The organism is Acetobacter fabarum (assembly GCF_029069195.1).
GTDB lineage: Bacteria > Pseudomonadota > Alphaproteobacteria > Acetobacterales > Acetobacteraceae > Acetobacter > Acetobacter fabarum_A.
Genome location: NZ_JARDYK010000003.1, coordinates 140891 through 163367 on the forward strand (window position 1 = coordinate 140891; position 22477 = coordinate 163367).

Here is a 22477-nt window from a genome sequence, read left to right on the forward strand (position 1 = left end):
CTTCTGCCCCAGCCGTTCTGCCCTGCGGGTGTAAGGGAGTGGGCTCCCTTACGGTCAGTCTGCCTGACCTTGTTGTGTATTGGCGCCTTGCATGCTACCGGCCAGATAATCCATGATCCGGCGGGAAAATGCGTTAACATCCTTTGGTGTTTCGCCATTCTGGATGCTGGCGACATCAAGCAGGATACGGGCCAGTGTATCAATCGTGTTCCCGGCCTGCACTTTTTGCGCCAGAGTGTGGATAATGGGGTGTGCGGGGTTAAGTTCCAGCACAGGGGTTACGTCCGGAATATCCTGCCCGCTTCGCTGCATGAGTTTGCGCAGTTGCAGGTCCGGCCCTCCTTCCGGTGCGCTCAGCACCATGGCGCTGGACACCAGACGGTCGGTTGCCCGAATGTCGGATACAGTATCCCCCAGAGCGGTTTTCAGGGCTGGCAGCAGTATGCTCATATCCGCTTTTTCGGCGGTGCTGGCTTCTGGCACGCCAAATTTTTCAAGGTCATTCAGGCCCTGTGCCACATTGCGCAGGTTTTTGCCTTCATACGTACCCAGCCGTTCTGGCCAGAAGGAATCCACCGGGTCGGACAGCAGCAGTACTTCCACCCCACGGGCCTTGAAGCCTTCTATCTGCGGGGAGGCGTTCAGTACGTCTGCATTGTCGCCTGTTACGTAGTAAATGGCATCCTGTTCGGGCTTCATGCGGCTTACGTAATCGTCCAGTGATGTCAGGCCCTCTACTGCACTGGAACGGAAGCGGCTGAGGGCCGCAACATCGGTTTTGTAGGTGGGGTCGTCCCACATGCCTTCCTTGAGCACGGGGCCAAAGTTGTTCCAGAAAGTTGTGTAGGCTTCTGCATCCTTGGCGCGGGTTTTCAGCTCGTTTACAACCTTGGTGGTCACCGCCTTGCGGATACGGGCCAGAACGGGTGTTGCCTGCAACATCTCGCGCGAGACATTGAGCGGCAGATCCTCCGTATCCACCACACCTTGCACAAAGCGCAGCCATGGGGGCAGGATTTCTGCATCATCGGTAATGAACATCCGGCGCACATGCAGGCGCACCTTGCTCTCGCGCATCTGCTCGCCAAACTCGAACGGGCGGGAAGAGGGGATGAACAGCAGGGCTGAAAATTCCATCGTTCCTTCTGCGCGCCAGTGCAGTGTATCCCACGGTTTGTCAAAGTTGTGGGAAATATGGCGGTAGAACTCTTCCAGCTGTTCTTCCGTTACGTCATTGCGGGACTTGCGCCACAGGGCTGTACCTTCGTTGGCGGCTTCTTCCTTGCCATCACGCATAATGGTGACAGGCCATGCAATATGGTCTGACCATTTGCGAATAATGCTTTGCAACCGCCACGGGTCCAGAAATTCATCCGCATCGGATTTGATATGGAGCGTAATGTCCGTGCCTGCTTTTTCCCGTGTTGCGGGTTCAAGCGTGTAGGCTCCCTTACCATCGGAGGACCAGCGCCATGCTTCATCCGACCCGGCCCGGCGGGAGACAACATCCACCTTGTCCGCCACCATGAAGGCCGCGTAAAAACCAACGCCAAACTGGCCAATCAGGCTTGGGCGGTCTTCGGGGCTGGCAGTTTCAAGCTTCTGGCCAAAAGCGCGGGTGCCAGAACGGGCAATGGTACCAAGGTTGGCGACCAGTTCATCCCGGCTCATGCCCGACCCGTCATCACTGATTGTCAGCAGGCGGGCGTCCTTGTCGGGGTTGATGCTGATCCTGGCGTTTTCGGGCAGGGCCTGTGCGGCATCGGTCAGGGCTTCAAAACGGCGGCGATCGGTAGCGTCCGCTGAATTGGCGACCAGTTCACGCAGGAAGATTTCGCGTTCGGAATACAGTGAGTGCACAACCAGATCGAGCAGCCGCCCCACTTCGGCGCTGAACTCGCGTGTTTCACTTCCCTTATGTGTTGTGGCGTTGGTGGCTGTTTCTGTCATGCTACTGGCCCTGTTGCTTTTTATAAACTCTGCACACGGGCAGTGTATGCCATACCTGATGTGGTCGTGCATCCCTGCCTGTTCTGGTTGCACAGATGTGGTGGAGCGGGCCTGTTTTCAATATCTGGCTAGGGCTTGTCAGCCAGAATTGTGTTCCGGTTTTTCCTGCGCGGGAAAATGCGCCAGTATCTGGCCGACCAGAATGGTCAGGGCATCGGACAGGGCGGCAAATCCTTCATGCGGGGTGTATGTGGCTTCATCCATATACAGGCCGCGCCGCATTTCTATTTGCAGTGCGTGCATGTTTTGGGCGGGGCGGCCGTAATGGCGTGTAATATACCCACCGGCATATGGTGCGTTCCGGGCGGTTTTAAAACCCAGCCCCCGCAGGGTCTGTTCCGCCAGGTCTGTCAGGCGTTGCACGCAGGATGTGCCGTAACGGTCGCCCAGCACAAAGTCGGGCGAGCCTGCCTGCGGGGCATCGGGCATGGAGTGCAGGTCCAGCAGCAGGCAAAAACCATGCCGCGCGTGCGCTGCTTGCAGCAGATCCGCCAGGGCTGCGTGGTAGGGCATCCAGTAATGGCGGATGCGCAAGGCGGCCTCCATAAAAGGGAGGCGTTGCCTGTAAAGGGGACGGCGGTCTGCGACAATGCGGGGTATGGAACCCAAGCCAGCCAGCCCCCGGTCGGATGGTGCGACAAAAGAAGGAATGGCGCCATGGAACATCCGGCTGTCCAGGTCCCATGCCGCGCGGTTTACATCGCAAAACACCCGGGGGAAGGTGGCGCTCAGTAGCGGTGGCCCCAGATTATGGGCACCAAGGGCCAGTGCATCTACAAAACTGTCTTCACCACTGCGCAGAATGTCGAGGGGCTGACGGGCAATACGTATAAACGCTTCAGGGTAAAAATGCCCCGAATGGGGTGAGGCAAGCACCACGGGGCCGGTTGCAGGTGCGCCACAGACCAGTACCGGGTTGGGTGCGGCCTGCATGATGGCTGTGCTTTCTTCCTGCGTGTCCTGCTGATGCTGAAACAACCGCTTCAGGCTGGGTGGAAATAAAGAAGACGCAAAATTTTTCATATTCCCACTATTGTGGGCTTGCGCTTGCAAGGCAAGGAGGATAAAAGGGCCACACACATCAGGAATGGGCGCATAGCTCAGCGGTAGAGCACTACCTTGACATGGTAGGGGTCACAGGTTCAATCCCTGTTGCGCCCACCATTCCTAGAGTGGCAGAAAACCAAGGTTTTCTGGGGCATCAGCAGTTGGCTCCTTACCTTCTGCATGATCGTCTAGCACGCGAATAGCACGCATATTGAGATTTACCATCGACTGGGTTGCAGCCCGGTCGATGGTGCTTGCGATTTCGTCAATAACCTTTCTGGCGTTGCTAAGATAGTCCGGTCGGACATGGACATAGCGCCCAGTCGTGCGGAGATTGGGCATGGCGTGGCCCATAAAGGTTGCAACCTCTATGTCAGGCACTCCCCGGGTTATAAGCTCTGTCGCCATTGTGTGACGAATTGTGTAGGGAACAATTTCTTCTGGTAGCCCCGCATTACGGCGCACGGCCCGCCAAGTCTTATTGATCTTGGCAATTGGTTTGCCATGATAGGTGATAAGGGAACCAGGTCCAGCAGCTTCAATGATTGGGCGAAGGAAATGTGCCATTGGTACGCGTGGACGTCGCTTTTTGGTCCGTTCTCGACCGGGGGGATTGAGATCAATAATCCCATGAGTCAGGTCGCATTGCTCGCGTGTAAGCTGTAAGAGCGCTTCTGGTCGAGAGACTGTGCCAATCAATAAGGCGACAAATACCCGCATGTGTGGGGGCATGTCGGCATCCCATAGTTGCACCATCTCCTGTATCGTCATGATGCGTTGTCTCCCTTCCCCCTCAGAGGGCAAGGTGATTGGCATTTGTTTGTCTATCTCACCATTTTTCCATGACCAGTTTAGAGCTGCGGCTGCAATACCCATCACTCGACGGGTATAACCAGTAGATAAGCCGTTTTTTTGCAGATGCCCCGCTATACGCTTCTGTTCTGTTAGCGTGTAATCAGAAACACAAAGACCAGGTGTTAGGGCTTCAAGCACTAATTCTAGAGCGCGTCGGTTCGAGCCAGAGCTGCGTGTGCTTTGTGAGTGCTGAGAGTAATACCGCATAAAAACGGATGCAATTGTCGTGTCGATTGCGGGTTCATTGCGTCGATGGGCATTCTGAGTAACAAATGCAGCCAGCTTTATTTGGGCTTCCTGAAAAACTGTTGTGCCAAGAGATGCTCGCTTTGTTTGTCTGGTATGTGGTTCATACCAGCACGCGCACCATGCATCCGAGTTGGGGCGTTTTCCAAGAAAGTGTTTCCCAATTCTGAAGATATGGTCGGGCATTGTTCATTTCTTAGTAGATAATCAGAAATATGAGTTTGTGTGTAGCGCACACGAAAACGAATTTTTAGATAGCCAATGCGACCATCTAATCTTTCTCGTCGTAAAGTGGAGACGGAAATGCCAAGATGTGCAGCGGCATCTCTTTCAGTGAAATAAAACATCTTCATCTAGTAAGCCTTACTAGTAAGAAAAAAGATATATACATCGAAAAAGATGGTAGATTAGAAAAGAAATCTGGAGCTGCTATCAAAAATAAAATTCTTATTGCGGCTTAAATTTTCTAATGACATTTTATTTTCTCCGTATCAAACAGCCCGTTCCATGGTTGAAATACCAGCTTAACCTAGGTACTATACTAACCAAGATGTCGGATCGCTTGAGTAGTTGTCAGCGGTTCGTCGGGGTTAAGTGCGTCTAACACTGAACTCCAACGGAAAAGGTCGTCATGTTTATGACGGCCTTTTTTGTTTCAATCAAGGTATTATTTTAAAAAAAGAAATAATATATTTATATGATTTGGATTTTTAATTATAGGGTTACCTCAACCGCTAATGAAGAACCAATTCAATCCATAATTTATGAAGCATTTATTTTGTATGAAAGTGCTTATATTTCCGGATAGAATGTTCTTCCCATAATCAGAACATGCGGAACTATACGGCACAGTTCTTGATATAATGAGAGGCAAAGATTTAGCGGCTAAATTTTTGCTGTAGTTCCCGATCTTGGGAAGTGGCCTGTCTAGTAAACCAAAAAAGGCCCGCTCAGATTATCCTGAACCGGGCCTTTCATCATGGTGTCATTTCTACCGCATGTAGAGTAGGAATTTCACTCACATCGACAGTTTTAACAGCCTGCCATTCATCATAAGCCGATTGCATTCTGTTCCAAAGGGTGGGGCCATTACCGCAGAGCTTGCCAATACGAACAGCAACAACCGGACTGATTGGCTTGTTCTCTGACAAAATATCATGAAGGTGTTGGCGGGAAATACCGAGCAACGCGGCAATTTTGATTTTCGATTTGCCAAGAGCCGGAAGAACGTCATCCCGCAGTATTTCGCCCGGATGTGTGGGGCAGCGGTTAGGGGCGGGCCTCATCGAGTGCTCCTGTATTGTTTGTTGGATGTCTATAATAAAAGCATCTTGTGATTAAGATCAAAAGTGATGTGTGATTCTATCCGCATACACTGAAGATCATGACGGCTCATTGACTATTCTTTGCCCTTAGTGGGGCGAGATTTAGTGTCTCAGTTTTAGCGGCTAAATCTTTTCTAGCGTTTTACGGCGGTAGCCGTTGCTCCGCAGGACAAGACCCCGTTGAGCGTTTGCGCGAATAAGGGTGTGGTGTGGACCCTCGGCTTGCCGTGGGTCCACACCACCTGTCTTGCCCAGCCTAACGGCTGATATTAGAGCCAATTAGTGATCTCGGACACCGGCAAAACCGATAAAAACCCGTGTTTATTCGAAATTTGCGCAAAAAAATCGGCAAAAGCCGCGATTATCGGTCAAAATCTGCGCATAACGGTAAGCCACAAATCTAATGAAGTCGAAAAATTCTATAATAGCTACCTTTAGGTGGGGGCCACCGAATGAATGTCCGCTTTACGAAAGGACAAAGTCTTACCCAGTGTCCGAGAAGAGGGCGACTGATGCCAGTCCGTTCTGTTTCCGTTGAGCCGACCGGTGTAAGTGAGAGAAAAGCGGAACTCCTCATTTCGCGGGACGGGCACTAAGAAGCGGACATGCTCGCCAATCCCCCCTCTCGCTACTCTCACCTATGGCAACGCAGCCAACCGACCCCATAGGCGTCTAATCCCAAATCGAGGTAGCCGAACCTCCATTTTTCGCGAGAGAATGTATGGTCCTCTTGACTGTCGCCATATGGGTGACAATATGTCACTCGTATGAGAGGGGGGATCCACAATGACCGTGCTTGACGAAGACGAGTTGGTATTTGGTAATGAACGCACAGCGGAAGATCTAGCCGCGGACATGCGGCGTGCTCTAGCTAACCTACAGTGGACGCCGGTAGATCTGGCTGACCGGATGGTTTCTCTTGGTGATTACCGGTCGCGGAAGACAATCCTTAGAGGTATCAACAGAGCCTTAGATGGCGAGGTAAAGGTGTCGGGTGAATTGCTTGCCTTGGTGCATCAGATGGTGCGCTTTAAGCGTCGACTGCTGAACAACTACGGTGACGTTGTTTGGACTGAACTGGGCGATGGCTCGCACACAGCACGGATCGAAGATTTCATCATTACCTTAGCTCCCAAGAGTAAAGGACGATGGCTAGTAAATTTAACTCATTCGAGCGGGTACAGCCCGGAATGGCCACGTTGGCAAGAAAGCCTAGTCGCGGCAAAAAACATGGCATTTGTTACTTTGGATAACGCTCAAAACTGGCTTCTTGAACTTGAGGAACAGCAGGCTTGGGAGGCATCGGCTCTGGCGTCGGAATGCGCGCTTCCATTATAAGGGAAAGTAACACGGCGCAACGTCTTCTAGTGAGGTTCATGGGAAGGAGACGGGCGGGTATCGCCTCATGTCAGACATGTAATTGGCTGGATAACATTCTGCATACCGGACATTGGTGAAGTTCGGGCCACCCTGTTTTCCATCTGGTATCTGCGCGCAGTTTTTGTTACATACAAGCTATAGTTCGGATAGTGATATTCACTGATCCAGTACTTTCCTACAAAATCATGATCCTTCCGAAAAAGCGCCATGCCATAGGTCACGGCGGGGATCACCCCTGCGACACGCAAAGCCTGCCTTCACCGGCGGGCTTTTTTGTGTCTGCGTTCTCAGGACACGCCATGCCGAATACCAACCAGCATCCCGCTCTGACATTTGTCATGAGCGAACATCAACTCGTCAGCATTGTCAGGCGTTATCTGCCGAGCCAACAAACAATCAACCGGGCCGAAGGACTGGCCACGATAGGCTTCGGGGCTGCGGAAATGGCCGGGGCCACTGGCCTTCTGGGCGCGCCTGAGCCGGTAATCAGTAAAATGGCCGGTATTGCCCTTGCCGCTCACGGCGTTGACATGATGGCCGCAGGACGACGTGCATGGAATACAGGCACACCACCCCAAACCCGGACTGAACGCGCGGTCCGCAACGCAGCACTAATGGCGCATGCGTCTCCCGCCATTGCAGGTCTGGCAGGTTCGGCAGCAGACGCCCTGATCCCCGGGGCACTGCTGCACGCAGCGGGGTCTTTCGCTGCAACCCGGGCTATTCGTGTGGTATCTGCGGATGCGAACCGGCTGACCTTCAGGCGTGCTGACATCACAACGGAGCACTTCCACCGGGCTTCACCATACACACCCCAACCGACGAGGACACCCACCAACCAGAATATTTCGTTATCATATCGGCATAATCAACTCAATCTCGACTACCATGAGGCCTCCCATAAGCTTTTATTACCACATCGACAGAAGCGGCTTAATCTCGACCACCATGAGGCCCCCCCACATAATCGCAAGGCAGGCGGACATGTGCTACGAAAGCACGTCAATCCAACCGACGAATATATCGAACGCCGGTTCACGAAAGAAAAGCAGTCTGTTGTTTCATTCTTTACATCAAAAGAAGAAGCCGAACATGCTATTCACAAAGCACTTAGAGATAACTCCCACAAGATTGATACTTGGCTCAGGAATGCCAGAGATGGAGAAAGACTTTCCATTGACGGATATACATCTGGAAAGGGAGGTGTCGTAATCGAGAGCGCCAATCGGCAGCGCAAAGCGGCGCGACGCATCGAAGTTTCAATTACCAAAAAAGAACACAACGGGATGGCTTACTATGTTCAAACTGTTAAACTTTACCAATGATGATATCCTTGACGTATTCCCGCGTATAAAAAATCTTGGTGCCAGTTCATTTGGAGAGGATACGGATCTCTTTGGCGACACTTTGGCAGAGGTTATTGAAGATGCACCGCAAGGGCGTCGTCTGCCATTTAAGCTACAAACGATCAAAGAATTAAAGACGTTATTAGCTTGCAATGATGCAGAAATCGACCGCGCGACTTTAGTTTTGATCAGCATAAGTCCTACGGCGGATGTTGAAGAACCACCAAACTGGGGCAGCTTTCCAAGCCTGCGGGCGTTCTGGTCAGCCGTCTTGCACGCTTTTGAAAAAGACCCCGAAGTGCAGGCTGGAAGAGAGATTGACCCAAATACGTAGAGGCCTGTCGTTCGCCAACACCAAATACAGAAATGTCTGCTTTCATGTGCTGATGTCTTAGAAGCAGACTTTCTACTCCCCTCCCTGACCTGCCTGTCTGTTCTACATTGTGGGAGCAGACAGGCGGCAGACGCCTCATGTCGGTCATACATTGTCTCAAAATAATTCCCACATAGCAGACATACAAATCGGCTAAATTTGATCTTTCATAGAGCCTGTTTAAAAATACGAGTTGGTAAGCCAGACCGCCTACAAATATTGCGGTCATCCTGTGTTTTTTGAGTGCCAAAATGCAAGACGGATTGTTATCGTTGCCTGTTCGCGTTTTCAAACACGCCCTTGAGAAGAGGATTTGAGATGACTGAAAACGAATTACCTGACGAATACACCACAACGGCAAATGAAGAAGTTGAACAGAATTCAGTGACGAAAGGTACAGATTACGAACTCTTCGTCAAAGCAGTGTATGAGGCACTACTTGCGGTCGAGGGTGTGGAAAATGTGACAGTAGAGCACAATACCAAACTCACAGGAAAATCTGGCTGTAAGCACCAAATCGACGTATATTGGGAGTTCAGGCTGGTTGGTTGTCTTCATAAAATAGCTATTGAGTGTAAAAGCTATGATACCAGTGTTTCAATCGGTCGCATACGAGACTTTTACGGCGTGCTTGTTGATATCCCTAATTTACAGGGAATTTTTGCAACAACAGTAGGTTATCAATCTGGAGCCATAAAATATGCAAGTCATTATGGTATAAATATTAAAGAAATCAGGAAGACGCCTGTCGATGCAGACTGGAATGGGCGATTACGAACATTACATTTACAAATAAATATCGTCGAACCCAACATTTTGGCCTTTCGACCGGACCTGTCATCTACTGCACTCACTCACTACCAACCGGGGCAGGAAATCGCCGTTCAGTTTCTGAATCATGATCCCCTGATTTTTGATTCTCAAGACAATCCCATCGAAACTTTTGAGAGTCTTCGTAAAAAACTACCTCACAGTAATGAAGATATCGAGTTTGCGACTCACAGATTTGATTTTCCAAACCATATTTTGAAGACCGCGACAGAAAGCATTGATATTAATGCAGTCACAATAGATTATTCTGTTAAGGTAACAAAATGTGACCCTATCAAAATGTCTGCTGATGAATTTGTTAAAGCCATCATAAAAGATGTCGAAAGCGGCAAAACAATCTTTCTGACCAAAGACGGACAGACGCGATAGTAGTGGTAGAGGTCGTATTTTTGAAACAACTGCTTCGTTAGTAAAGTCACCAAACAAAAGACATTCTGTTGTTTTCTGTCTTCTAAAATGACAGCTTATGACACATTAGCGGTATATATCGTCATTCCCGAAGTCGTGACAGTGAGGCAACTGCGGCTTCGGGAACGCTTATTAGATAGTCGGCCGATAATAGATTGCGTCAAGCATGGCTGCTCGAGCGTCCCATAGTGCTGCATCGCGCCCGCGGGGCCGTTCGACCGTGTACCAAGGCGCCTGCCTAATGGGTTCAATCACACGCGCCCAATAGTTTTCAAGCTTAGTGGTCGTTGGCGCGAAAGAGAGCGCCTCCGCGAGGGCATTGATGTTACCTCTGTTCACACAGACGAAGACATCCGGGCGCTTCATAGCGAGTAGCCGGGTGGCGGGTGCCAACCGGGCTACGCGAACGGATTTTGAAAAGGTAGCAGTAAAAGCTAAGACATAGTTGTTAAACTGGGCTTCCGTCACGTCCCCACGGGATGGAATCATATCGACCGCGGCAGCAAGCGCGTCGTCTTCGAGCCCGATTAGTTCAGAAAAGGTGCCAGCAGCACCCATTGACCCGAACCAGCCCCACTCGAAATTAGTCAGCCCCGCGGCCTCCGCATCATTCTTGCCCAGCATACCGGCAATACCTTTAGCCTCGGCCAATGAGAGGTTTGCGAACGAGGGATTACGCGAGAAAATTTGCTGTATAGCCTGCACGAGTTTCATGCGTTTTTTGAAGTCATGATATTCATCGCGACGGACGAGCTTGACGAATTGCGGCCACTCCATTTTGGCGAGCGGCGAATTCATCCGTGCCCACCCCTTGCGATCATTCGGTAAGATCGGGCTCTTCTGCCTCGACTTGCTCGCAACAGCCTTAGTCTGGCGCTTGTAGCTCTCAGCTAACTCGGATGTGATTGCGAGGCGGAGTTGCGCGTAGGCTTTTATCTGGTCGCGGACCTGTTCGAAGAAAGGGTCGTTGGTCTTCCCTATCACATGAACGCCCGCCTCGAAATTGGGGCCAAGGCCGCCTTTGGTGAAGTTGGCGCTGCCGATGATCGCCTCTGCTTTGTCAGCAGTCTCGAAGTAAAAAATCTTCGGATGAAAGCAGCCTGGACGGTTTTTTGCTACATACGCGTTGGGTACATCAACAAGGCGCTCGACAAGAGCGGCCTCGGTTGCAGAGAAGTCAACACCAAGGAGAACAGACTCAAACTTCTGGCTATGGGCGAGGAGTGTCTCAGCGACTTCCGTGATGCCTCCCCAAGCAACTGCGATTGAAATACTATCGTGCTTGCGAATGAGCACTGAAAGTTTACGTGCCGTTGATTCCGCGTTTACCAGAGATATTTTCATGCCTATACTTTTCTTTTAATCTTACTCAGAATTAGATTTAGCAACTGCGTTGCAGTGCACATAGAATTTCATAGAAATTTAACCGAAACCGCCATGGATGGCGATGTTCAATTGTGATCACCCCAAAACCGACCTTCCGCTTGCCCCCCATTCCAGCCACACACCGCTCCTCTTCACGTCGGACAACACGGGATAAAGGCCAATACCGCAGTGTGCCATACGCCAGTTTGCCTATAGTTTGTGCATTGAAGGGCCAGATATCTGACCTCATCAGCCATCATCGGGGTGTCGTGCAATGACCCGAATGTAGGCTACAGCGAAGTCAGGGGCCATCGCCCGTGCCCGTTCCCATTCTCGTAACATGTTGACAGGAACGCGGAGACAACTGGCTAATTCGACTTGAGACAAACCGAGATCGTTACGGGTTTTACGGATCAACTGCGCCCTTTGCCCGCGTTCCATGCCTTCGATGGATACAGAACGGTCTTCGGACTCCGCTGGATCGGCAGACAGAATGATATAATCTTTCTTTACCGTTGTCGCTTCTTCTTACGGAAATAAAACGGGGAGATTATCCTGCCAGATAAACACACTGATGTCCTCAATGATGGAGGCATTTTATTTGCTGGTCATGACTGCAATAGTTGTGGAATTTGGTATAAGTTTTTTGCTGTTTGCAAAGACAAGATTGGCAGTGTGCATTGGCGGGCTGGATAGTCGATTTTTGTGCTTGGCTTAATCAGCCATCCAATCCTCGGAACGTAGACCATTTACCCGGGTAAACTCACGAAGGTTTCCGGTTACTACAACAAGACCTCTGCTTCGTGCATGTCCAGCAATCATCAGATCATAGGGACCGATCACGCCCCCACGATGCTCCAGATCAGCCCTAATTTCTGCTGTATGAGCTGCAGCATCGTCATCAAAAGGCAAAACTGAGAGACGGGCCGCAAAATGTTCCACTTCACGTCGGATTTTTGCCGGATTCTGGGACTTTTCCGCACCATATAAAAGTTCGTAAAGCACAACATCTGAGATGCAGAGTGCTTCCGCAGTTTCGTTAAAACGTTCCCGTAAGCCTTGTGGACGATCGCGCAGCACTCGGATGCAAAAATTCGTATCCAGAAGATAGCGAAGCATCAGAAGCTTTCTCGCATCTGCAGAGCGGGCTGGTTACGCTGAGGCAGATTGATACCCGGTGCAGCAAAAAAATCATCCCACGCAGCATCAGCGGGTGCAATGATACGGCGTGCACCGTCTGGAATAATCACAACTTCCTTAAGGTTGCCATCGAAGGCGACAGCTTTAGGCAGGCGGACGGCTTGAGAGCGGTTCGAAAGGAAGAGAGTTGTACGGGTGAACATCGTGCACTCCATGAGGGATATATCCATAGTATATACAAATCGATGCGATTCAGCCAACACAATTCATCTCATCTGAGGTTGGTAAGTCTTTCAAATCTATCTCAATGGCTAATTAACCTGCATGGCTGCGCTTACTCGAGCTTCGTATTGAGGTTGTAAATGGCTTTCTGTCGTCGGGTTTGTTGCCATTCGAGTGTAAACGCGTCTTGCAGTTCAGCAGCAGTTGGCACTTTCGGGCTTGAATTGCTCAAAATGGGTTTGTCGCGTTCTGATTTGCGCCAGTTCTTTGGTAGTAAGATAGATAAATATCGTGGTTTTATATTAACCGTCTTACGGTGAGACTCTGTATCTGGAGCGCAGATTTCTGCGGGTTTAGCCAGTTCATAGACGTTAGACCCCTGCCTTGATGCTAGGCCGCCCCGCCACGGTAGGAGTAACCTGACCTTAATCTTCCGAAACAGGCCGAGCCGTTCAAGAACCGGTAGCAAGCGGGCTACACTAGCCCGCCCTACACCTGATTTTTCCGCCAACTTCGACAAGCTGACTTTGATATAGCGTGCCCCGGCACGTCGAAGTGTCCAGATCATGGCGTCTGCTAACGTTACCGCTTTTGCCGTGATTCTGCCTGCTTGATGCCAGCGCGCAACCTGTCGGGCTAGGCGACCAGCATCAGCCGTAGATAATCTCCCACGGTTCATTTGTTTTGCGTGTTGAAGATCAGCTTCCGAACAACCGTCGATTAATTCACGTGCATCAGCTTGATCGTTATGAGCTCGCGTATTGGTCTGAGGTAAGAGATGATCCGTGACAACAAAGTCTGTTTCTGGTACGTTGCTCGCACGCATAGCACGATTTTTCCTTAATCGTGCGTGCCGTATTTGAGCGTGTTTGACTCTCTAAGCCTTTGATTTCTTTGGAGTCCGCCAGTCTTGACATGGTAGGGGTCACAGGTTCAATCCCTGTTGCGCCCACCATTCCTGAGCCGCAGTATTCTGCGGTTTTAACCATGTCTCCCGCTGAAAATTTATTCTTCTCAAACGGCAACTACCGGTGTCGGTTTCCATTATTTGGAAGATGTATCCGTGCCGCTTTACAAGCCTCACCATGTGCGCATTTCATCCCGGTAAGTCGCTTTAGCGTGAATTTTAGACGAGGAGCATAACAGCTATCGCGTCTTGCCAATAACTGGCATATATCGCCGCACGGAGAGGGCTGGAATGACCGACGATAAAAATTTTGCTCTGTGGCTGGCAAAAGAAAAAAGAGCGCTTGCTGACGCAGGGTACCAGGAGGCAGCGCTCTCCTTCGATAGGATTAAGGGAAGACTTGGAACTGTTCTTCCGTTATCAGTGACCCTGACTACGGCATCTTTGGCCGGGGCATTTTCCCAACGGGAATATTCCATGGTCTGCGCGTTTATGGCGCTAGGCTTTGGAATTACAAGTTGCCTATGCGCTATGGGCCTTTACGCCACCACTCTTCTATCCAAAAACGTTGGTCCTGACATGGTGGACACCATTCTATCGGACGTGCCTGAACGCGATGAGACGCATGCCACTTTATGGATGGCCTACACCGCGTCCTATATCACAGCCGAAAACACAAAAATGATTGAGAAAGACAGGCGTTGGCTGAAGGCTGTGTGGATATCATTAAGCCTCACGCCTGTTGTATCCTTTCTTCTGTCCGTTGTGTGTGGAGGATGGGGTTCGTTTTAAGGCGGAATCCCCGATGGATACTCCGGGTGTTCTCTCCACACGTTGAATAATGGATACGGTATCCGGGCGGTATTCCTCGACAATTTCTGGCAGGCCTTAAGTAAGGCACGAGTGAGCCGAAGCAAAGCTTACCAGCTATATCCGATGCTCGCCTGGGCATTGCGCCGCTCGCCAAAATAGCATGATCCTTCACCGCCGGATGTGCCAGCAAAACAATTGGCGATGTAATGCCTGTCGAAAATATTGCGTACGCTGGCCGATGCTTTCCAACCCTGTAGTGAACGGGACAGGTTGGAGAGGTCGTAGCTCACCGACCCGTCGAAAAGAGCATATTGCGGAAGCCATACGCTGCCTTGTGCGGACTCTCCCCCATAGATTTTCGACGAATACCGCATGCCGCCACCAAACCCGAGCCCTTTGAGCGCTCCAGAAGGCAGCGTATAGAAAGCGAACAGTGAAGCATTCCCCTTGCTGGACTGAACCAGAGGCTTACCGGTCGAATCATCGTGTACGTTCTGAAAGCCGACGGCGGCCGTCATCATAAGATTACGATAAACATCCACATGAGCTTCAAATTCGAAGCCATCCGAATGAACCAATCCGCTTTCCAGACTGTATCCGGTATTGGGAACGGCAACAAGAACATGGCTCTGCTCGATATGGAAGCCTGCTGCGCTTAACAGAACGGGAGTGCCGGGAAGCTGATACTTCATGCCGCCTTCGAGTTGCTTGCCTGTGGAGGGATTGGCCTGGCGCTGTGTCAATCCGCCGTTAGTGGATACAGCGCCGACCTGTGGCTGAAAGGAAGTCGAGTAGCTGATATAGGGTGCAAGCCCGAAATCGAAATGATAAAGGCCCGATGCGCGCCAGGTGATCTGCCGCGCGCTCTGGCGTGTGTCGGACTGGGACAGATATTCAAGCTGGCGGGAGTGATACCAGTCGTTACGCAGGCTTCCGGTCAGGATCAGGCGCTTCCAGCGTATCTCATCCTGACCATAAGTGCCGACCTGATTCCAGCGGGCAACGTTGTCCTGTGACGGGGTGAGTGGACCAAGGATTCCGAGGTGGTAATTCGGGTGTAGAACATCCAGGTCGGGGGCATTGCCCGAGGCTTCCTGGTCGTGTGCGTGCTGTTGCATGTAGTCGACCCCGAACATCAGTGCATGGTGGAACGGCCCGGTGCTGACATGCCCCTTGAACTGACTGTCGAAGGCGAGGTTGTGGCTATGTTCGCGTGCGCCATAGGCATTACGGGCGAGCATTTCGCCACTTCGGCCATCGTCGCTATCATAATCTCCGTTGGTATAGACGCTGCGGTAGTTGGTCATGATGTCGTCGTAACGACCACGTGTTGAAAAGCTCCAATCCTCGTTGAAGCGGTGGTTGAGAATATAGGTGATCGAGCCCTGACGGCGATTATATTTCTCGGACGGTACATCGCCGTCATAGAAATTCCGTGGAAGATAGCCGTACGTGGCTCGCCTGAGCGAGCCGTAGAGCGGAACTGCGCCGTAGGAGCCGTTTTCGGGGTCATATTGATAATTGCCCAGCAAAGTCAGCGTTGTTGGCCCCTCTCCACCGAAGGTGAAGGCGGGGCTGATGGAAAAGCGTCTGCTCCCCGTCCGGGCGAGTTGGCTGTGCTGACCGTTTACTGTGCCGTAGAGACGGTAGCGGACGTTACCGTCCTTTGAGGCGAAGCCGCCGACATCGGCATCCACGCGATAGAGGTCGAACATGCCGCCAGTCGTATTAATGTCGCCATAAAACTGTCGGCTGGTAGGGAGCTTGCTGAACAATGCAGTCAGCCCCCCGGGGCTGGACTGACCGTACAGCGAAGATGCTGGCCCTTTGAGAAGTTCGACACGTTCGAGGCGAGAGGTATCGGTCTGGGGTACGGCAAAGCCGTTGGGACTTCCCTGAACCTTCAGCCCATCAAGGAATGTCGGAACAGTAAAGCCGCGCAGATCGAACAGGTCGTAACGTGTCCCTTCCCCGCCACGCGTATCAGCGGTGATACCTGCCGCGTAACGGACAGCCTGATTGAGATTGAGCACACCACGCACGTCCATCTCGTTCCGTGTGATCACGGTGACGGATTGGGCTGTCTCGACGAGCGGCGTATCGCTCTTGGTCGCTGAGGAGGCTGTTGTTGAAGAGCGTCGGGCCCGCACTTCAATCGACTCTTCTAGCGCCATTGCGTCCTGGGCTTTATGCGCAGGGGAGGCTTGTGTGGAAGCTTTGCCCGGTCGTACAGGCCGAACCTGTTGGCTTGCTCCCGGGTTATCAGAAATATCCGTTCTTTCCTGTCCGTCGGCTGCAAAAGCTTCGCTGCTTATGAAAAAGACTAGAAGAGCCGCATAAGAAACGGTTCTGCGCTGCATACTTTACCCCTCGCATGAGCGGATGGTGCCGCTTGTATGCTGATAATATGTTATACTTTCAGGACTTATCCGCATGTGTCGGAAGTCGGAGACACCCTTATGGAGACCCGTTGTTCGATCAATTTGCGACCTGTTCTTATTTGCATGTATTAATCACGCTGGTCTTGCCGAACAAGCGAGGTGCCTGTTTTTGGCCTGAGTTCCCATGAATTATGCCCGATAGACGACGTGCGATCCGGTTGCGGTCACCAGAATGGTCATGAAGTACGCCGCGCCTCTCTCTACAACCGTAACGCTGAAGGTCGCATCGACCGCAGGCTGCTGGGAGCCATTCCAAAGGTTTTATGAAACATGGAGCTGAAACTTCCCGCACTGTCATAGCCAAGATCGAACGCGACCTCAGCAACCGACTGACCTGCTGCAATGCGTGATGCGGCTTCGATCGCCCGTACCCGCCTGCGCCATGCGGAGAATCCCATACCCATTTCTATCTGGAACAGACGGGTGAAGCTGCGCCGCGCCATGCCGGCTTCTCGTGCCCAATGTTCGATGTCGCGTCGATCGCCCGGCTTGGCTGCAATCGCCTCACAGACACGCAGAAGACGGCGATCGGACGGGAAGAGCAGACGGCCGGCAATCTGCGGCGCACGCGCTATTTCGTGGAGCAGCAGATGGGTGATGGAACGCATACGCTCGTCCATGGTGAAGTCGAAGCGCATGCTGATAATCTCCTCGACAAGGCCACGCAGAAGGGTGGATGCTTCGAAGACACGGCATGGAAGGTTAGCGCCGGACAAATCCGGATCGACATATATGACCTGAAATGTCAGGTCGGTGCGGCAGTTTGCCTGATGGAACGTGCCAGCCGGAAGCCATAATGCCTGACCCGGACGGAGTGTAAAACTCTCGCTTTTTGTGCTGACGGCCACGGTCCCGGCGAGGAACAGAGACAGTTGGGCGCGATCATGGGTGTGAAATCCATCCACGAATCCGCCTGCATAGCGGTCGGCGAAACCTACAACGGGTGGCGGATGGCATGGAAGGTCAACTGTACGCTTCATGCACTAAGGCTCTTGTTTTTCCAGACCACAGAAACGGTTCGCAAAATAAAAATTCTCTTTTCTGGCAGCGCGTGAAACCAAAAAACCAGATCGGGCTCAACGTCGAAACCAGAGGAGGGACCAAAAACCGCCGGTTAGACTTCAAACCGGGTTAAATGCGAATGATTATTGTTATCTAACCTTGCGGCTTACGTCAAGCTGTGGCAAGCGATCGCGCATGCCCATAGCACTCCTGAAGATTGTTCGGCCGACTTTGGTACGATCGCACCGCTATAGCGGACTGTTCCTTGCCGCTATCCTGTGTATCTCGGGATTGACGGGCAGCATCGTCGTGTTCCGCAATGAAATCGATGCCGCTCTTAACCCGGATTTTTTCAAGGCGGTGCATCCTGCGCATGGTCTTGCGCTCTCCACGTTGCTGAATGCTCTGTCCGAGCAGCATCCGACCCAGAAAATTACGGGTCTGATTTATCGACCGCCAGAGAACCGGACAATCGAGGCTTTCTCGACCGATACCTTGCAAGACCGCAATGGCGATTCTGAAAGAGACATCTTTGTTGATCCGATGGACGGTCATATTCAGGGAGAAAGGCCCAGTGAAGGATGTTGCCTGAACCGGCGGGCCATTATGTCGTTTGTCTATCGCCTCCATTATTCGCTCGATCTGGGAAAAAGCGGGATGTGGATTCTTGGTCTTTCCGCCATTCTCTGGTCGATTGATTGCGTCGTCGGGCTGTTTCTGACTTTCCCGCTCTCTTTGACAGCGGAGCGTTCCTACTGGGGACGATGGGTCAAGGCCTGGACGATCTCCTTCGGCCGGTCCCAGGCACGGCTTGTATTTGATCTGCACCGAGCCGTCTCGCTCTGGCTTTGGGTCATCCTGCTGGGGGTTGCCGTCAGTGGGGTGTCCCTTACACTTGATGAAGAAATTTTTCAGCCCGTTGTAAAAGCGATTTTTCCAACCGATCCACCGCTGATAGTGCGGCAGCGGACTTCTTCGGTCTCCGGCGTATCGGTCGACGAAGCCGAAACAATCGCAGTCTCCTTTGCGCGGGCACGGGGTGAGACCGCCCGCCCTGCCGCGGTTTTGTTTGCGCCTTCCGGTGAGAGCGCGACATTTTTTCTGTTCAGCGATAATGGGAGCGAACCCGCTGGTCTGGGCAGTCCCGTTGTTACTGTTGATCTGAAATCCGGTGACGTGACTGCGGACGAGTTTCCGGGCAGGGGTCGCATTGGCAATCTGATCCTTCAACTCCAGTCTCCCTGGCATAGTGGCCGGATAGCGGGTTTAACCGGGCGGATCATGATTGCGCTTTCGGGTCTGGGCGTCTGTCTACTTTCGGTAACTGGCGTTATGATCTGGTGGCGTAAAGATCAGGCACGGCGAAAGCACCTTCCCGCAGCACGTCGCAGATAGTGCAAAATATCTGAGAGTCGCTGAAGGCGCCTGTTATTTGCCAGTGTGCGTCCCTCCCGCCATTTCAGCCCTTTACCGCTTTTCCTCCCGGCGAATAACACGGCGCGAGACACTCAGCCCGGCACCAAGAAGAGCAAACCCTGTAGCCAGTTCAAGGCAATGCACCGCCCCACCACTGCCTTGGGAAAAACCAAAGACCAGAGCGACCAGAGCAGAACCCAGAGCCCAGCCCAGTGTACGCGCAACGGCCATCATACCGCTTGCCGCACCGCTGCGGGTTGCCGGGCCAGAGGTCATGACTGTCAGATTGTTGGGGGTCTGGTAAAAGCCAAATCCAATGCCACAGAGCGCCATCCGCCAGCATATGTCCCAAAAGGCAGGCTGTGCGGGCATAAGACTCAGGGTTGCCAGTCCGGCTGCCAGAAGCGCCAGCCCCACGCTACTCAAAACCGAAGCCGGATGCCGTGTAGCCAGTCGGCCTGCAAAAGGAGCCGCAATGGCAACGAGTACGGGCCAGGGCGTGACAAGCAGGCCCGTTGTTACGGCGGAGAGGTGCATGACCGTCTGGAACAAAAACGGTAGCGCGACATAAGCCAGAATCTGTGCGGTATAAGCGCAGATAGATGTCAGGATTGAAAGCGAGAACAGCGGAATAGCCAGAAGATCCAAGGGCAGCATAGGCGTAGCCAGGCTCTTCTGCTGGCGATACAGCATAATGGCGCAAAGCAGACCTGCCCCGACCTCAAGCGTTGCCAGCCCGGTTTTCTGTTGCCCCAGTGCATCGACGCTTAGAATACCAAGCCCCAGAGCGCCTATATTCAGTAGTGTGCCCATCCAGTCGAATGAGGTTGGAGTGCGGGGGCTGGCCGGAGCTGCCCGCAGAAAAAGAGCAACCGTCATCAGGCCAATCGGCACGTTGATCAGAAACAGCCATGGCCAGGGAGCAACAGCCAGCACCATGGCCGCCAGCGTAGGCCCCACTGCGGCGGAAATGGCAACGGCTAATGCAATAATGGCAAAAGCCTGATGCAGCAGGGTTCTGGGATACACGCTGCGCACAAGCGCACCGCTCAGCGCGGCCATGCAGGCTGTCCCCAGCCCCTGTACGACGCGCGCTGCGATAAGAACCCCCAGTGAACCTGCAAGGGCGCAGGCAAGGGAGGCGACTGTAAAAAGTAAGATCCCGAACCCGTAAACCCGCTTCAGGCCCAGTGTGTCCGCCAGAGCCGCAGCAGGCAGCAGGCTAACCGCAACCGCCAGATGATAGACATTGACGACCCAGACTGTCAGGGTCTCGCTACAGTGGAGATCGTGGGCGATGGTGGGGAGTGCGATATTGGCAATCGCTCCATCCAGCCCCCCCAGAACAATGCCAAGCACGGCACAAAGCATGACCAGACGGCGCTGTGTATCGGAAATAGGCGGTGAGGTCATAAAAAACTCGGTATCCTGATCGTTAATAAAGACTATTTTGTATCTTCAGACTGTTTAAAGTAGCCTGCCTGACCCGTCTTCCTTTCTTTGGAGTGTAAGTCATCGACTTGGGAGAGTTCCAGTCGATGGAGGTCCTGCTTTGCTCTTGTGGCGTTTCTATAGTCATAACACGGCAGGTTTTATCGTCTATCTCAAAGATATGGAGCCAGACCCCAGATGAAATATATTTTGGTATTTTTATATTGCGTGAATTTCTCACCAGCCATTGCAAAAACTAAAGATAATTTTCCAGATGATGTGATTGCCTTTTTCCATGATGCGGATGTTTGTCAGTATCTGGCGGGAGAATGGGATGACAGTCTTCCTCAGAAAAGAAAAAATGAACTGTCTTATGAAATGGACAGGTCTTGTTTGAGAATCTATGAAAAGCAGAAGTATTTTGGAAAAAAATATTTCCATAATAAAATAATAATACAGAAATTAAAATCTTATGAATTCTAGTAATACTATAAATTATTATTCTATTTTATAAAATATTCATATGTAATATATAAAGTGATTGTTGGATTATATGTAATTATTCTGTGTCATGTCAGTTTTCATACCTGCCGTATGGCAGGAAATAGGAGCAAGGCTTTCCATCTCTCTGGGGTAAAGAACTGGCCAGTTGTGCGGCCGGGAACATGGCTCATGAGTTTCGGGGTTTTTTCACGGGGGTCTGTTCTTCACCGTGCGAAGTGGTGGTGGCGACAGGAGGGGGCAATGTTATTGTGGAAGGCCAGTGGCGTAATGAGTGGTTTGGGGCCTTTGGCCAGAAGCTGCGTGAAGAGGAAGGCATAAGGATACAAAGCAGCATTTATGACCGCAGTCTGCGGCATAGTGCCAGAATGTCCCGATCAAGTAATGATATTTTTAAGAAATTATAATAAAAAAATCGTAAATATGAGTTTTCAACCAGTTCCATAAAGCAGGTTATGCGTAAAAATATCCAGAATTGTTCTCTTTCATGATAGATTCAATGGTTTTATCCACGAATTTTTCATTGGCGTTCACACGGGCCCCTTTCAGGTCGCTTGCATAAACTTCGCCAGAGCCGTTTGTTGTGGTCTGAATAGTGTTGTTGGTATTGTTATCTTTTGCTTGCCGTATGATGTCCAGGATATTGATATGTGTTTGGTCCGTAAAGGAAACTGCATATCTGTACATTGTCGGGCCTCCCTCTTTCTACTTAACTATGAACGAATCTATAGATTCATGTAAAATAATTTTCTCTCTGTGACTATGATATTACGATGGTCAATATAACAAATGCGTGAATGATGCGGGTCGGGGGGTAATCCTGCGGCCTATGCTCTTCTGCCTGCATTGCCGTCTGGATTTTCACGTTTGCTACAGGCATGGGTGGCGCGCACAGATTCCACTGTATGTTTTGCCCGGAATGGAGAAACATGGTCCCAACATTCAAGCCAAGAACCATGCGTTAGGCAAAAGGGGTGATCGTGGGGAATACGGAACCAAGTGACTGGGCAACGGATGCGCATCTTGCTGTGCGGGTTGTGGCCATGCGCAGGGATACAAATGCCGCAGGCGATATTTTTGGCGGCTGGGTTGCTTCACAGATGGATCTTGCCGCCAGCACTGCGGCGGAAGGGTTTGCAGGGTGTAAATGCGTCACCGTAGCCATTAACGGTATGGTGTTTCATCATCCCATGGCGGTGGGGGATGAACTGAATGTTTACACACGCATCGTTAAGGTGGGCCGCACGTCCATTACCATCTGCGCAGAATCCGTAAGGCGCATCCGGCGGACAAATATCCGGCAGAAGGTCACATCAGGAAACTTTGTGTTTGTTGCCGTGGATGAAGACGGGCGACCGCAGACATTGGACAAGGAACGGCCTTTGGCGGGCCAGAAGGTGCCCCCGGAAAACTGACAG

20 protein-coding genes, 1 tRNA gene and 1 pseudogene are annotated in these 22477 nt (G+C 51.6%); 9 read left to right on the forward strand and 13 right to left on the reverse strand.

Features of this window, described 5'->3' with window-relative positions:
• Positions 1 to 54 precede the first annotated feature (54 nt).
• Positions 55 to 1950, reverse strand: a complete 1896-nt coding sequence (gene htpG, locus PY793_RS06300) for a molecular chaperone HtpG (protein WP_275177247.1) — start codon at positions 1948 to 1950, stop codon at positions 55 to 57.
• Positions 1951 to 2088: 138 nt separating this feature from the next.
• The gene (locus PY793_RS06305) at positions 2089 to 3033 is read right to left on the reverse strand and encodes an N-formylglutamate amidohydrolase (RefSeq protein WP_408744675.1); all 945 of its coding nucleotides are present in this window, start codon (positions 3031 to 3033) and stop codon (positions 2089 to 2091) included.
• A gap of 66 nt (positions 3034 to 3099) precedes the next feature.
• Here PY793_RS06305 and PY793_RS06310 point away from each other — a divergent pair.
• Positions 3100 to 3174 (forward strand) — tRNA-Val (locus PY793_RS06310).
• A gap of 3 nt (positions 3175 to 3177) precedes the next feature.
• Here the strand turns inward: PY793_RS06310 and PY793_RS06315 are convergent.
• The 3 genes and pseudogenes from PY793_RS06315 to PY793_RS06320 form a co-directional block, all read right to left on the reverse strand.
• Entirely contained in the window at positions 3178 to 4344 is a 1167-nt protein-coding gene (locus PY793_RS06315; RefSeq protein WP_275177249.1) for a tyrosine-type recombinase/integrase, read from the reverse strand.
• Positions 4345 to 4361: 17 nt separating this feature from the next.
• A pseudogene (locus PY793_RS14195) lies at positions 4362 to 4511 on the reverse strand (helix-turn-helix domain-containing protein); the annotation flags it as partial.
• A gap of 624 nt (positions 4512 to 5135) precedes the next feature.
• Complete coding sequence (locus tag PY793_RS06320) at positions 5136 to 5444, reverse strand: HigA family addiction module antitoxin (RefSeq protein WP_173957039.1); 309 nt, start codon at positions 5442 to 5444, stop codon at positions 5136 to 5138.
• A gap of 825 nt (positions 5445 to 6269) precedes the next feature.
• Here PY793_RS06320 and PY793_RS06325 point away from each other — a divergent pair.
• The 4 genes from PY793_RS06325 to PY793_RS06340 all read left to right on the forward strand — a co-directional run bounded on the left by PY793_RS06325 (position 6270) and on the right by PY793_RS06340 (position 9782).
• Complete coding sequence (locus PY793_RS06325; protein ID WP_275177250.1) at positions 6270 to 6821, forward strand: hypothetical protein; 552 nt, start codon at positions 6270 to 6272, stop codon at positions 6819 to 6821.
• Between the two features lie 341 nt (positions 6822 to 7162).
• Positions 7163 to 8188, forward strand: a complete 1026-nt coding sequence (locus PY793_RS06330; protein WP_275177251.1) for an RNase A-like domain-containing protein — start codon at positions 7163 to 7165, stop codon at positions 8186 to 8188.
• Complete coding sequence (locus PY793_RS06335) at positions 8160 to 8543, forward strand: hypothetical protein (protein WP_275177252.1); 384 nt, start codon at positions 8160 to 8162, stop codon at positions 8541 to 8543. Before PY793_RS06330 ends, PY793_RS06335 begins: the two co-directional genes overlap by 29 nt.
• A gap of 357 nt (positions 8544 to 8900) precedes the next feature.
• On the forward strand, positions 8901 to 9782 hold the full coding sequence (locus PY793_RS06340; RefSeq protein WP_275177253.1) for a restriction endonuclease: 882 nt from the start codon (positions 8901 to 8903) through the stop codon (positions 9780 to 9782).
• Between the two features lie 171 nt (positions 9783 to 9953).
• Here PY793_RS06340 and PY793_RS06345 read toward each other — a convergent pair whose 3' ends face one another.
• From PY793_RS06345 to PY793_RS06360, 4 genes are all read right to left on the reverse strand, one after another.
• Positions 9954 to 11165 carry a phospholipase D family protein gene (locus PY793_RS06345; protein WP_275177254.1) on the reverse strand — a complete coding sequence of 404 codons (1212 nt, stop codon included), beginning with the start codon at positions 11163 to 11165 and terminating at the stop codon, positions 9954 to 9956.
• Between the two features lie 735 nt (positions 11166 to 11900).
• Positions 11901 to 12305, reverse strand: a complete 405-nt coding sequence (gene vapC, locus PY793_RS06350) for a type II toxin-antitoxin system tRNA(fMet)-specific endonuclease VapC (RefSeq protein ID WP_275177255.1) — start codon at positions 12303 to 12305, stop codon at positions 11901 to 11903.
• On the reverse strand, positions 12305 to 12529 hold the full coding sequence (gene vapB / locus PY793_RS06355; RefSeq protein WP_173957034.1) for a type II toxin-antitoxin system VapB family antitoxin: 225 nt from the start codon (positions 12527 to 12529) through the stop codon (positions 12305 to 12307). The genes vapC and vapB overlap by 1 nt, the downstream gene beginning before the upstream one ends.
• A 131-nt stretch (positions 12530 to 12660) precedes the next feature.
• Positions 12661 to 13374: a hypothetical protein gene (locus PY793_RS06360; RefSeq protein ID WP_173957033.1), complete on the reverse strand. Its 714-nt coding sequence runs from the start codon at positions 13372 to 13374 to the stop codon at positions 12661 to 12663.
• Between the two features lie 372 nt (positions 13375 to 13746).
• Here PY793_RS06360 and PY793_RS06365 point away from each other — a divergent pair, with 372 nt between their 5' ends.
• Entirely contained in the window at positions 13747 to 14247 is a 501-nt protein-coding gene (locus PY793_RS06365; protein WP_275177256.1) for a hypothetical protein, read from the forward strand.
• Between the two features lie 128 nt (positions 14248 to 14375).
• Here the strand turns inward: PY793_RS06365 and PY793_RS06370 are convergent, their stop codons facing one another.
• Positions 14376 to 16628, reverse strand: a complete 2253-nt coding sequence (locus tag PY793_RS06370; RefSeq protein WP_275177257.1) for a TonB-dependent siderophore receptor — start codon at positions 16626 to 16628, stop codon at positions 14376 to 14378.
• A 281-nt stretch (positions 16629 to 16909) separates the two neighbouring features.
• Positions 16910 to 17689, reverse strand: coding sequence for an AraC family transcriptional regulator (locus PY793_RS06375; protein WP_275177258.1), 780 nt, complete (start codon positions 17687 to 17689; stop codon positions 16910 to 16912).
• A 217-nt stretch (positions 17690 to 17906) separates the two neighbouring features.
• Between PY793_RS06375 and PY793_RS06380 the strand changes: the two genes are divergently transcribed.
• On the forward strand, positions 17907 to 19106 hold the full coding sequence (locus PY793_RS06380) for a PepSY-associated TM helix domain-containing protein (RefSeq protein WP_275177259.1): 1200 nt from the start codon (positions 17907 to 17909) through the stop codon (positions 19104 to 19106).
• A 72-nt stretch (positions 19107 to 19178) separates the two neighbouring features.
• Here PY793_RS06380 and PY793_RS06385 read toward each other — a convergent pair whose 3' ends face one another.
• Positions 19179 to 20540, reverse strand: coding sequence for an MFS transporter (locus tag PY793_RS06385; RefSeq protein WP_275177260.1), 1362 nt, complete (start codon positions 20538 to 20540; stop codon positions 19179 to 19181).
• Between the two features lie 216 nt (positions 20541 to 20756).
• Here PY793_RS06385 and PY793_RS06390 point away from each other — a divergent pair, with 216 nt between their 5' ends.
• Positions 20757 to 21041, forward strand: coding sequence for a hypothetical protein (locus PY793_RS06390; protein ID WP_275177261.1), 285 nt, complete (start codon positions 20757 to 20759; stop codon positions 21039 to 21041).
• Positions 21042 to 21512: 471 nt separating this feature from the next.
• Here PY793_RS06390 and PY793_RS06395 read toward each other — a convergent pair whose 3' ends face one another.
• The gene (locus PY793_RS06395) at positions 21513 to 21746 is read right to left on the reverse strand and encodes a hypothetical protein (protein ID WP_275177262.1); all 234 of its coding nucleotides are present in this window, start codon (positions 21744 to 21746) and stop codon (positions 21513 to 21515) included.
• Between the two features lie 293 nt (positions 21747 to 22039).
• Here PY793_RS06395 and PY793_RS06400 point away from each other — a divergent pair, with 293 nt between their 5' ends.
• Positions 22040 to 22474: an acyl-CoA thioesterase gene (locus PY793_RS06400; RefSeq protein ID WP_408744676.1), complete on the forward strand. Its 435-nt coding sequence runs from the start codon at positions 22040 to 22042 to the stop codon at positions 22472 to 22474.
• Positions 22475 to 22477 lie beyond the last annotated feature (3 nt).

Excerpts from the sequence above, each read along its gene's own strand:
- PY793_RS06365 (WP_275177256.1), top strand. The coding sequence starts at position 13,747 with ATGACCGACGATAAAAATTTTGCTCTGTGGCTGGCAAAAGAAAAAAGA.
- PY793_RS06340 (WP_275177253.1), top strand. The coding sequence starts at position 8,901 with ATGACTGAAAACGAATTACCTGACGAATACACCACAACGGCAAATGAA.
- vapB (WP_173957034.1), bottom strand. The coding sequence starts at position 12,529 with ATGTTCACCCGTACAACTCTCTTCCTTTCGAACCGCTCTCAAGCCGTC.
- PY793_RS06385 (WP_275177260.1), bottom strand. The coding sequence starts at position 20,540 with ATGACCTCACCGCCTATTTCCGATACACAGCGCCGTCTGGTCATGCTT.
- PY793_RS06360 (WP_173957033.1), bottom strand. The coding sequence starts at position 13,374 with ATGCGTGCGAGCAACGTACCAGAAACAGACTTTGTTGTCACGGATCAT.
- PY793_RS06335 (WP_275177252.1), top strand. The coding sequence starts at position 8,160 with ATGTTCAAACTGTTAAACTTTACCAATGATGATATCCTTGACGTATTC.
- PY793_RS06380 (WP_275177259.1), top strand. The coding sequence starts at position 17,907 with ATGCCCATAGCACTCCTGAAGATTGTTCGGCCGACTTTGGTACGATCG.
- PY793_RS06370 (WP_275177257.1), bottom strand. The coding sequence starts at position 16,628 with ATGCAGCGCAGAACCGTTTCTTATGCGGCTCTTCTAGTCTTTTTCATA.
- PY793_RS06375 (WP_275177258.1), bottom strand. The coding sequence starts at position 17,689 with ATGAAGCGTACAGTTGACCTTCCATGCCATCCGCCACCCGTTGTAGGT.
- PY793_RS06315 (WP_275177249.1), bottom strand. The coding sequence starts at position 4,344 with ATGCCCGACCATATCTTCAGAATTGGGAAACACTTTCTTGGAAAACGC.
- PY793_RS06305 (WP_408744675.1), bottom strand. The coding sequence starts at position 3,033 with ATGAAAAATTTTGCGTCTTCTTTATTTCCACCCAGCCTGAAGCGGTTG.
- PY793_RS06325 (WP_275177250.1), top strand. The coding sequence starts at position 6,270 with ATGACCGTGCTTGACGAAGACGAGTTGGTATTTGGTAATGAACGCACA.
- vapC (WP_275177255.1), bottom strand. The coding sequence starts at position 12,305 with ATGCTTCGCTATCTTCTGGATACGAATTTTTGCATCCGAGTGCTGCGC.
- PY793_RS06320 (WP_173957039.1), bottom strand. The coding sequence starts at position 5,444 with ATGAGGCCCGCCCCTAACCGCTGCCCCACACATCCGGGCGAAATACTG.
- PY793_RS06395 (WP_275177262.1), bottom strand. The coding sequence starts at position 21,746 with ATGTACAGATATGCAGTTTCCTTTACGGACCAAACACATATCAATATC.
- PY793_RS06345 (WP_275177254.1), bottom strand. The coding sequence starts at position 11,165 with ATGAAAATATCTCTGGTAAACGCGGAATCAACGGCACGTAAACTTTCA.
- htpG (WP_275177247.1), bottom strand. The coding sequence starts at position 1,950 with ATGACAGAAACAGCCACCAACGCCACAACACATAAGGGAAGTGAAACA.
- PY793_RS06390 (WP_275177261.1), top strand. The coding sequence starts at position 20,757 with ATGAAATATATTTTGGTATTTTTATATTGCGTGAATTTCTCACCAGCC.
- PY793_RS06330 (WP_275177251.1), top strand. The coding sequence starts at position 7,163 with ATGCCGAATACCAACCAGCATCCCGCTCTGACATTTGTCATGAGCGAA.